This is a genomic window from Sphingomonas sp. NPDC092440 (genome assembly GCF_044754985.1).
In the GTDB taxonomy this organism is placed as follows: domain Bacteria; phylum Pseudomonadota; class Alphaproteobacteria; order Sphingomonadales; family Sphingomonadaceae; genus Sphingomonas.
The window spans coordinates 57,135-65,300 of sequence record NZ_JBIVQA010000020.1 but is presented as its reverse complement, the minus strand read 5'-3'; the positions used below and the strand labels follow the sequence as shown (position 1 = coordinate 65,300).

Genomic DNA, 8,166 nt, shown 5'->3' with positions numbered 1-8,166 from the left:
GCTACCAGATACGACCGGCATGCCACAAACTACCTCGCTGCCATCGCTCTCGTAGCCCTTATCACCGCGTGGCTTAAATGAGTCCCCAACCTAGGCCCGCTTCCGGGACTTCGGCTTTTTCGGCGGCGCGCGCCTGGCGGCCTCGACCGCCAGCAATCCCCAGCGGCGCAGCGCATCGGCATCGTCATAGCTATCGTCGGGTGCCCGGCGATAGTTGAGCGACTGGACCTTGCCATTCTCGCGCGTGACCGAGAATCGCTCGGCATCACCCCAATCCGCCGCGCTTTCGGCATCCGCCTTGAACCATAGCGCATCGAAGGCGAGGATCGCGAAGGCCAGCCCGTCCAGATAGAGCGCGGCGCCGCCGAACAGCCGCTTGGACGTGACGGTGCCGACCGGCTCCATCGCTTCCCTGACCCATTCGACCAGGCTTTGGTCCACTGCCATCAGAGTCTCCTGCTATCGCATCGCCTGCGCGGAAAGCCGCTTCCCATTCCCGCGCGCCATGCTCAGCGCCCCGCCAGCGCCACCAGCGCATCGCCGGTGACGCGCTGCACGGTCCATTCCGCCATCGCCTGCGCGCCCATCGCCCGGTAGAAATCGATCGCCGGCGTGTTCCAGTCGAGCACCGCCCATTCGAAACGGCCGCAATCCCGGTCCAGCGCGATGCCGGCGAGATGCCGGAGCAGCGCCTTGCCCGCCCCTGCGCCGCGCGCGCCGGGCGTGACGTACAGATCCTCGAGATAGATGCCGGGCTTGCCCGTCCAGGTGGAGAAATTGTGGAAGAACAGCGCGAAGCCGACAGGCCTGCCGTCCAGCTCCGCGATCAGGCTCTCGGCGACGCGGCGCGCGAACAGCGCGTCGTGCAGCATCGCCTCGGTCGCCACCACGGCATCGGGCTCGCGCTCATAGACCGCAAGCTCGCGAACGAGATCGAGGATCAGCGGCACATCGTCCGGGGTGGCGGTGCGGATGGCGATCATGACAGTGCGGGCTCCACTTCGGGCTCGGCGATGCCGGGCCGACTGCGCGCCGCCATCCAGCATCCCGCGACGATCAGCAAGGTGCCGGCGATGGTAACCAGCGTAAGCGGCTCGTGGAAGAACAGCCAGCCCATGATCGCTGCCCAGACAAAGGCGGTATATTCGACCGTGAGCAGCACCTGCGCTTCCGCCCGCGCATAGGCCCAGGAAAGCAGCAGCAGCGACGTGATCGCCAGCGCGGCGGCGAGCACGACCAGCGGCCATTGCCCCGCCGCCGGAGTCACCAGCAGCCAGGGCGCCGGCAGCGCGAACAGGGCGAGGATGAACCAGTTCTGGAAGAAGGCGATCTCGATCGGCCCGGCCCGCTGCGCCTGGTGGCGCGCGATGACGAGGTTGACTGCGTAGAACACCGCCGAGACGAGCACCGCCGCCATGCCGAGCCCCGAATCGGGCCGGTGCGGCGCGCCCAGCTGGCCGGCCAGGATGATGCCGACTCCGACCAGCCCGAGCAGCGAGCCGAGGATCGAGCGCGCGCCGATCTTCTCCTTCAGGAAGATCGCGGCAAGGCCGAGCGCGATCAGCGGGGCAATGAAGGTGAGCGCGATCGCCTCGGCCAGCGGCACGCGCACGATCCCCCAGAAGAAGGCGATCGCCATCACCGCGATCACCGCGCTGCGGACCGCACGGATCGCGAGCACGCGCCGCGCGGGCAGGCGCGGCCGGCCGAAGGCGAAGAGCGGCGTCATGATCGCCACGCCGGCGACGAGCCGCCAGAACAGCGCGGCATAGGCGCCGATGGCGAGGCCGAGCTCCTTCATCACCGCGTCCATGACCGAATAGAGCGCGATGCCCGCACAGGCGGCGAGCAGGGCCGCGAGGATCGGAGTGGCACGCGCCATGGTCAGCGGATCATGCGGATGTCGAGGCCGATATCGGCGGATGCCATGCGGGCGTCCGCGGTGAGGATCGGTAGATTGCTGAAGCGACCCTGTACCAGGCACGCGCGATCACCAAAGGACAACCCAAGATGCTTGGTTACAGGCCGTAGCTTTGCAGCTTCCATCGCGTGGCCTTCACGGAAGGCCCGCACTCGCACCCCGGATGAGAACAGAATCCGTTCGGTCAGATCGAGATCGCCGCCATTCTCGGCGGTCTTGGCCATCGCCTCAGCATAGTTGATGATCGAAAGCTCCGCCGTGCGAATGGCATCGGCGACCATATCCGCACCAGGCTCGTCCAGCAGCATTGCCAAAACCGCAGATGCGTCGAGGACGGCCATCATTCGCGATCCGCCTCAGCACGCTTCTCCGCGATGAACTCATCGACGGTAAAGGGTTGCTTCAATGCCGCTCGAAAGGCCGCCTGCCCCTCCCGGATGACCTGCATATGCGTCCTGATCGCGAGCGAGCCATCGGCGGCGCGATCGAGCACCAGCACATCCCCGTCCTTGATCCCAAGCTCGCGCCGCAGTTCCGCGGGGATGACGATCTTGCCGCCGGCGATCACCTTGGCTTGATAGGTCATGTCAGGCCCTCCAGGACCTGACATATAGCACAGGACCTATTCCGCCGCCACCGCGGCGGCCTCGTTCGCCGCCTCGATCTCCGCCGCCTTGGCCTCGACCAGCTTGACGATGTGATCGAGCATGTCGGCATCGTTCACCGTGTGATCGGTGACGCCGGACAGATAGACCATATGCTTGCCGTTGCCGCCGCCGGTGAGGCCGATATCGGTCTCGCGCGCCTCGCCCGGGCCGTTGACGACGCAGCCGAGCACCGAGAGCGAGAGCGGCGTGCGGATATGCTGGAGCCGGTCCTCCAGCGCCTGGACGGTGCGGATCACGTCGAAGCCCTGGCGCGCGCAGCTGGGACAGGAGACGACGCGGACGCCCCGGTTGCGAATGCCCAGCGCCTTCAGGATCTCGAAGCCGACGCGCACTTCCTCCTCGGGCTCGGCCGAGAGGGATACGCGGATCGTGTCGCCGATGCCGAACCACAGCAGCGAGCCGATGCCGATCGCGCTCTTCACCGTGCCGCCGACAAAGCCGCCCGCCTCGGTGATGCCCAGGTGCAGCGGGCAATCCACCGCATCGGCGAGCTGCTGATAGGCGGCGACGGCGAGGAACACGTCGGACGCCTTCACCGCGACCTTGAATTCGTGGAAGTCGCGGTCCTGGAGCAGCTTGATATGGTCGAGCGCGGACTCGACCAGCGCCTCGGGACAGGGCTCGCCATATTTCTCGAGCAGGTCCTTCTCGAGGCTGCCGGCGTTGACGCCGATGCGGATCGCGCAGCCATTGGCCTTGGCGGCGTTGACCACTTCGTTCACGCGGTCCGCGCTGCCGATATTGCCCGGGTTGATGCGCAGGCAGGCGGCGCCGGCATCGGCGGCCTCAAGGGCGCGCTTGTAGTGGAAATGGATGTCCGCGACGATCGGCACGCGCGCGGCGCGGACGATCTGCTTCAGCGCCGCGGTCGATTCGACGTCGGGGCAGGAGACGCGGATGATGTCGACCCCGGCATCCTCGCAGCGGCGGATCTGGTCGATGGTCGCGCGGGCATCGGACGTTGCGGTGTTGGTCATCGTCTGCACCGTCACCGGCGCATCGCCGCCGACGGGGACGTTGCCGACCATGATCTGACGGCTGGGCCGCCGGACGATATCGCGCCAGGGACGTATGGACATGGGGGCCATATAAGCCCGGCCCGCGCCCGCGCCAACCCGGCGCGGTTTACGCGATGCTAAGACGCGCGGTGCTAATTCTCCGGCCCGTTCCCAGGATCAAGGCCTCGCGCGTTGCAGCACGACCCACAATTTGCTGCCGTGCCCCGCACCAGCCAGCGCCATTACGGCATGGACTGGCTGCGCATCGCCGCCTTCGCGCTGCTGATCCTCTATCACATCGCCATGGCCTTCTCGCCCTGGGACTGGGTGATCAAGACCAACTATGCCTTTGGCTGGCTGATCCCGCCCATGGCACTGCTGACGCCCTGGCGCCTGCCGCTGCTCTTCGCGGTCTCGGGCTATGCCTCGCGCAAGCTGTTCGACCGGTCGGCGGGCGCGCGCGATTTCGCCCGCTCGCGCGCGGTGCGGCTGCTGGTGCCGCTCGCCTTCGGCATGGTCGCGCTGGTGCCGCTCGAGATGTGGGTGCGGGTGATGGAGAATGGCTATCCCCATGGCTATCTCCATTTCTGGGCACTCGACTATTGGCGCTCGGGCGACTTTTGGGGCCGCGAATTCCCCAGCTGGGAGCATCTGTGGTTCGTGGCCTATCTCGCCGCCTATACGCTGCTGCTCGCGGGCGTGCTGGCGCTGGGCGGCAACCGGGCAATGCGCGCGATCGGCGCGGCGGCGGACTGGCTCGCGATGGGGCACAGGCTGCTCTGGGTGCCGGTGGCGGCGCTCGCGACGGCGCGGCTGGCGCTGCTGTTCGTCGCGCCCGAGCGCCAGGGGCTGCTGCGCGACTGGGGCGGCCATGCCCAATATGTCCCGATCTTCCTGTTCGGCTTCGCCCTGGCCGGTGCGCCGCGGCTATGGCCGGCAGTGGCGCGCTGCTGGAAGCCGGCGGCGGCGATGGCGGCGCTGGCCGGCGCGGTGATCGTCACCGTCGAGCTGCTATGGCCCGGCACGCAGGTGCCGCCGCACGACGTGATGGCGCTCGACCGGGCCGCGCGCACCGCCATGGCCTGGGGCATGATCCTCGCGCTGTTCCATATCGCCGAGACGCGCTGGAACCATGACCACCGGCTGCGCAAGCCGCTCGCCGAGGCGGTGTTCCCCTTCTACATCGTCCACCACCCCGCGATCGTGCTGATCGCCTGGTATTCGCTGCCCCTGGGGCTGAGCGCGCCCGCCGAGTTCGCGCTGCTGCTCGGCGGCACCGGCGCCGTGTGCGCGGCGACCTATCTGATCGGCCGGCGCATCGCCTGGCTGCGGCCACTGATCGGGCTATCCCAGGTTCGCCCGGAAGCGCCGGCTGCCGCGCAGCGTGGTGCCGTCGGCGAGCGTGACGATGAAGTCGCCGCTGCGATCGGTCTCGACACGCCGCACCGCTGAGGCGCGCACGATCCGTCCGCGATGGATGCGGACGAAGCCCGGGCCCAGTCCCTCCGCAAGCGCGGCCAGCGTCGAGCGATGCAGCAGGGTGCGGCCGCTCCAGGCGATCTCGACATAATTGCCGGCCGACGCCGCCCAGCCGATCGCGTCGATCGGCACCCGGTGCGTCACATTGCCGTCGGGCACGAGCAGGACCCGTTCCTCCCGCCCCGCCGGCACGGGCTCGCGGCGCGCCAGCCACCATATCGCCACGGCCATGAAGGCGGCGAGCAGCAGATAGGCCACCGCGTCCTTGCGATATTCGTACACGAACCGATCGAGCGCCCCGCCATAGCGATAGCGCTCGCCCCACAGCGCATAGACGCCGAGCCGGATCGCGATCATGCCGGCGACATGGATCGCCGACAGCGGCACCGTCGCCGCGGCATGGGCGAGCACCGCCCAGCCCCATGCGATGCGCGGCGGGCGGATCCTGGCCACCAGCCAGCCGATCGCGGGGAGCAGCGCCACCCACATGGCGACGCTGCTCAGCTCCCAGAGCCAGACATGGGCAGGCCGCTCGACCAGGCCGGCCCGGGCGAGATCGGCGCGCGAGCTCTCGACGTTCGCGAAGGACTGGACCAGCACGAATCCCAGGAACGCCAGGGCGAGCAGCGCGAGCTTGCGCCGACGCTCGCCGCTCGCCCCGCCCTGCCCGCCGCTCGTCCCTGCCGCCTTTTCGTCCATCCCTGCCGACCCGCCGCTTCTCCCTCCTCGATACCGGCGCCCGGGGCCGCCCGCTAGCCGTTCGCCGTCATCAAGGAGTTCGCGGGATGGAACGGCACTACGGAATGGACTGGCTGCGGATCGGGGCGTTCGCGATCCTGATCCTCTATCATGTGGGCATGGTCTTCGTGCCCTGGGGCTATCATGTGAAGACCGCCGCGCCGGCGGACTGGGTGGCGATCCCGATGCTGCTGCCCAATGCCTGGCGGCTGATGCTGCTCTTCCTCGTCTCGGGCTTCGCCAGCCAGATGCTGCTCGCCCGTTCGCCCGGCATCGGGCGCTTCCTGGCCAATCGCAATGCGCGGCTGCTGCTGCCGCTCCTCTTCGGCATGGCAATGGTGGTGCCGCCGCAGAGCTGGGTCGAGCTGGTGGGGCAGCATGGCTATGCGCACGATTATCCCTGGTTCTGGGCGCACGACTATTTCCGCTTCGGCCGGCTCGACGGCATCCTGCTGCCGACCTGGAACCATCTGTGGTTCGTCGCCTATCTCTGGGTCTACACGCTGGCGCTGGCCGCGCTGCTGGCGCTGCGGCTCGACCTGCAGAAGAGCTTCGACCGGCTGTTCGGCGGCACGGGCGCGCTGTGGGTGCCGCTTGCCTGGCTGCTCGTCTTCCAGGTGCTGCTGTTCCGCCGCGGCGAGGAGACGCACGACCTGATCGGCGACGGCATCGCGCATCTCGCCTATTTCCCCGCCTTCCTGTTCGGCTTCGGCCTGGCGGGCTCGCGCGTGACGATGGCGGCATTCGCGCGGATGTGGCTGCCCTGCGCGGTGCTGGCATTGGCCGGTTATGCGGTGGTCGCCGGCGTCGAGGCCGCCTATCCCGGCTTCGCGATGCCCAGCCGGGCGATCGCCGAGCTGTTCCGCGTCGCCCGCGAAGTGCAGACCTGGGCAAGCATCGCCGCGCTGATCGGCCTGGCCGAGCGCTTCCTCAACCATGACCACCAATGGCGCGCGATGCTGACCGAGGCGGTGTTCCCCTTCTACATCATCCACCAGACCGCGATCGTGCTCGGCGAATATTGGCTGCTGCCGCTGCACCTCCATCCCGCCGCCGAGTTCGCGATCCTGGTCGCCGGCACCTGGGGCGCCTGCTGGGCCTTTTATCTCGCCGGCCGCGAGATCGGCTGGCTCCGCCCGCTGATCGGGCTGCTGGCCAAGCCCGCCCGTTCTGCTAGGGAAGCGGCATCTGCCAGCGGAGTTGCCTGATGCGCCTTCTTCTCGTCCTTGCCGCCCTGTTCGGGTTCGCCGCGCCCGCCAATGCCTATTGGGAATATGGCCATCAGACCGTCGCCGCGATCGCCTGGCGCAACGTCACTCCGGCCACCCGCGCGAAGATCGGCCAGCTGCTCCGCCACACCGACCTGCTGAAGACCGAGGGCTGCCCCGCGACCAATATCGAGGAAGCCTCGGTCTGGGCCGATTGCATCAAGAAGCTGGGCAGCGACTGGCGCTATGCGTCGGTCTGGCACTATCAGGACGCGGACGTCTGCAAGCCGTTCGACGTTACCGCCGAGTGCAAGGACGGCAATTGCGTCTCCGCCCAGATCGAGCGCGACGTGAAGATCCTGAAGGACCGCAAGGCGCCGCAGGTCGAGCGGGTGAAGGCATTGCTCTTCCTCGTCCATTTCGTCGGCGATATCGGCCAGCCGCTCCACGGTGCCGAGCACGACCATGATGCCGGCGGCAACAAGGCGATGGTGAGCTATGGCATCTATACCACCGACCGGCTGAACCTCCACTCGGTGTGGGACGGGCTGCTCGCCGAGCGCGCGATCACCTCGGGCCCCGACATCGTGCGCACCTATAGCCGCAAGGACCGCGCCGCGCTGGGCGGCGGCACCGTCCAGGACTGGGGCAAGGACAGCTGGGAGCTGGCCAGGACCGTCTATGCCGACCTGAATGGCGGCGATGCCTGCAAGCCGATCACCGGCCGCGTCGCGATCAGCGAGGCGATGATCGAGAAATGGGTGCCCGAAGCGCGGACCCAGGTGATCAAGGGCGGCCTGCGCCTCGCCCGGCTGCTCGACGAGGCGCTGGGCTAATCGTCATTTCCCCAGCGGAAGCGCCAGTCGCCGTCGGTCTTGACGGCGACCAGCCAGAGGAAGACCGCGACCAGCGGCACCAGCAGCACCAGCCACAACCGCTCCCGGTGCGCGGCGAAATTGACGATCAGCCCGGCGGCGGCACCGAAGGCCAGGGTCGTCGCCCAACCCTGCCAGGTGACGGGCGTCGCGCCGAAGCCGAAGCGCTTGGGCCGGAACCAATAGCCCGGGCGGACGCGCATGGCGTCGCGGAAAAGCTTGCCCATCATTGGAGCAGCGCCATCGCGGCGCCGGCGAGCGCGAGGATGAAGGGCAGCC

The 8,166-nt window shown here is 68.3% G+C and carries 11 protein-coding genes; 3 read left to right on the top strand and 8 right to left on the bottom strand.

Features of this window, described 5'->3' with window-relative positions; genetic code table 11:
- Nucleotides 1-90 precede the first annotated feature (90 nt).
- From ACIQCS_RS22590 to ispG, 6 genes are all read right to left on the bottom strand, one after another.
- On the bottom strand, nucleotides 91-447 hold the full coding sequence (locus ACIQCS_RS22590; RefSeq protein WP_345848907.1) for a TfoX/Sxy family protein: 357 nt from the start codon (nucleotides 445-447) through the stop codon (nucleotides 91-93).
- Nucleotides 448-509: 62 nt separating this feature from the next.
- Nucleotides 510-983 carry a GNAT family N-acetyltransferase gene (locus tag ACIQCS_RS22585; protein WP_345848908.1) on the bottom strand — a complete coding sequence of 158 codons (474 nt, stop codon included), beginning with the start codon at nucleotides 981-983 and terminating at the stop codon, nucleotides 510-512.
- Entirely contained in the window at nucleotides 980-1,882 is a 903-nt protein-coding gene (locus ACIQCS_RS22580) for a DMT family transporter (RefSeq protein ID WP_345848910.1), read from the bottom strand. The genes ACIQCS_RS22585 and ACIQCS_RS22580 overlap by 4 nt, the downstream gene beginning before the upstream one ends.
- 2 nt (nucleotides 1,883-1,884) lie before the next feature.
- Entirely contained in the window at nucleotides 1,885-2,265 is a 381-nt protein-coding gene (locus ACIQCS_RS22575) for a type II toxin-antitoxin system VapC family toxin (RefSeq protein WP_401531858.1), read from the bottom strand.
- Nucleotides 2,262-2,507 (bottom strand): AbrB/MazE/SpoVT family DNA-binding domain-containing protein, encoded by a 246-nt coding sequence (locus tag ACIQCS_RS22570; RefSeq protein ID WP_345848912.1) that lies wholly within the window; start codon nucleotides 2,505-2,507, stop codon nucleotides 2,262-2,264. Before ACIQCS_RS22570 ends, ACIQCS_RS22575 begins: the two co-directional genes overlap by 4 nt.
- Nucleotides 2,508-2,543: 36 nt before the next feature.
- Entirely contained in the window at nucleotides 2,544-3,668 is a 1,125-nt protein-coding gene (gene ispG / locus ACIQCS_RS22565; RefSeq protein WP_345848913.1) for a flavodoxin-dependent (E)-4-hydroxy-3-methylbut-2-enyl-diphosphate synthase, read from the bottom strand.
- 138 nt (nucleotides 3,669-3,806) lie between these two features.
- Between ispG and ACIQCS_RS22560 the strand changes: the two genes are divergently transcribed.
- On the top strand, nucleotides 3,807-5,039 hold the full coding sequence (locus ACIQCS_RS22560) for an acyltransferase (RefSeq protein ID WP_345848914.1): 1,233 nt from the start codon (nucleotides 3,807-3,809) through the stop codon (nucleotides 5,037-5,039).
- Here the strand turns inward: ACIQCS_RS22560 and ACIQCS_RS22555 are convergent.
- Nucleotides 4,932-5,765 (bottom strand): LytTR family DNA-binding domain-containing protein, encoded by an 834-nt coding sequence (locus ACIQCS_RS22555; protein ID WP_345848915.1) that lies wholly within the window; start codon nucleotides 5,763-5,765, stop codon nucleotides 4,932-4,934. The two genes, ACIQCS_RS22560 and ACIQCS_RS22555, sit on opposite strands and share 108 nt — an antisense overlap.
- Before the next feature lie 86 nt (nucleotides 5,766-5,851).
- On the opposite strand from ACIQCS_RS22555, the gene ACIQCS_RS22550 reads away from it, so the two are divergent.
- Both ACIQCS_RS22550 and ACIQCS_RS22545 read left to right on the top strand, forming a co-directional pair.
- Nucleotides 5,852-7,012 carry an acyltransferase family protein gene (locus tag ACIQCS_RS22550; protein ID WP_345848917.1) on the top strand — a complete coding sequence of 387 codons (1,161 nt, stop codon included), beginning with the start codon at nucleotides 5,852-5,854 and terminating at the stop codon, nucleotides 7,010-7,012.
- Nucleotides 7,012-7,848, top strand: coding sequence for a S1/P1 nuclease (locus ACIQCS_RS22545; RefSeq protein WP_345848920.1), 837 nt, complete (start codon nucleotides 7,012-7,014; stop codon nucleotides 7,846-7,848). Before ACIQCS_RS22550 ends, ACIQCS_RS22545 begins: the two co-directional genes overlap by 1 nt.
- Here ACIQCS_RS22545 and ACIQCS_RS22540 read toward each other — a convergent pair.
- Entirely contained in the window at nucleotides 7,845-8,117 is a 273-nt protein-coding gene (locus tag ACIQCS_RS22540) for a hypothetical protein (RefSeq protein WP_345848922.1), read from the bottom strand. The two genes, ACIQCS_RS22545 and ACIQCS_RS22540, sit on opposite strands and share 4 nt — an antisense overlap.
- Nucleotides 8,118-8,166 lie beyond the last annotated feature (49 nt).

Bases quoted from the DNA above. Each gene is read 5' to 3' on its own strand.
- ACIQCS_RS22590 (WP_345848907.1), bottom strand. From the start codon at position 447: ATGGCAGTGGACCAAAGCCTGGTCGAATGGGTCAGGGAAGCGATGGAG.
- ACIQCS_RS22585 (WP_345848908.1), bottom strand. From the start codon at position 983: ATGATCGCCATCCGCACCGCCACCCCGGACGATGTGCCGCTGATCCTC.
- ACIQCS_RS22580 (WP_345848910.1), bottom strand. From the start codon at position 1,882: ATGGCGCGTGCCACTCCGATCCTCGCGGCCCTGCTCGCCGCCTGTGCG.
- ACIQCS_RS22575 (WP_401531858.1), bottom strand. From the start codon at position 2,265: ATGATGGCCGTCCTCGACGCATCTGCGGTTTTGGCAATGCTGCTGGAC.
- ACIQCS_RS22570 (WP_345848912.1), bottom strand. From the start codon at position 2,507: ATGACCTATCAAGCCAAGGTGATCGCCGGCGGCAAGATCGTCATCCCC.
- ispG (WP_345848913.1), bottom strand. From the start codon at position 3,668: ATGTCCATACGTCCCTGGCGCGATATCGTCCGGCGGCCCAGCCGTCAG.
- ACIQCS_RS22555 (WP_345848915.1), bottom strand. From the start codon at position 5,765: ATGGACGAAAAGGCGGCAGGGACGAGCGGCGGGCAGGGCGGGGCGAGC.
- ACIQCS_RS22550 (WP_345848917.1), top strand. From the start codon at position 5,852: ATGGAACGGCACTACGGAATGGACTGGCTGCGGATCGGGGCGTTCGCG.
- ACIQCS_RS22545 (WP_345848920.1), top strand. From the start codon at position 7,012: ATGCGCCTTCTTCTCGTCCTTGCCGCCCTGTTCGGGTTCGCCGCGCCC.
- ACIQCS_RS22540 (WP_345848922.1), bottom strand. From the start codon at position 8,117: ATGATGGGCAAGCTTTTCCGCGACGCCATGCGCGTCCGCCCGGGCTAT.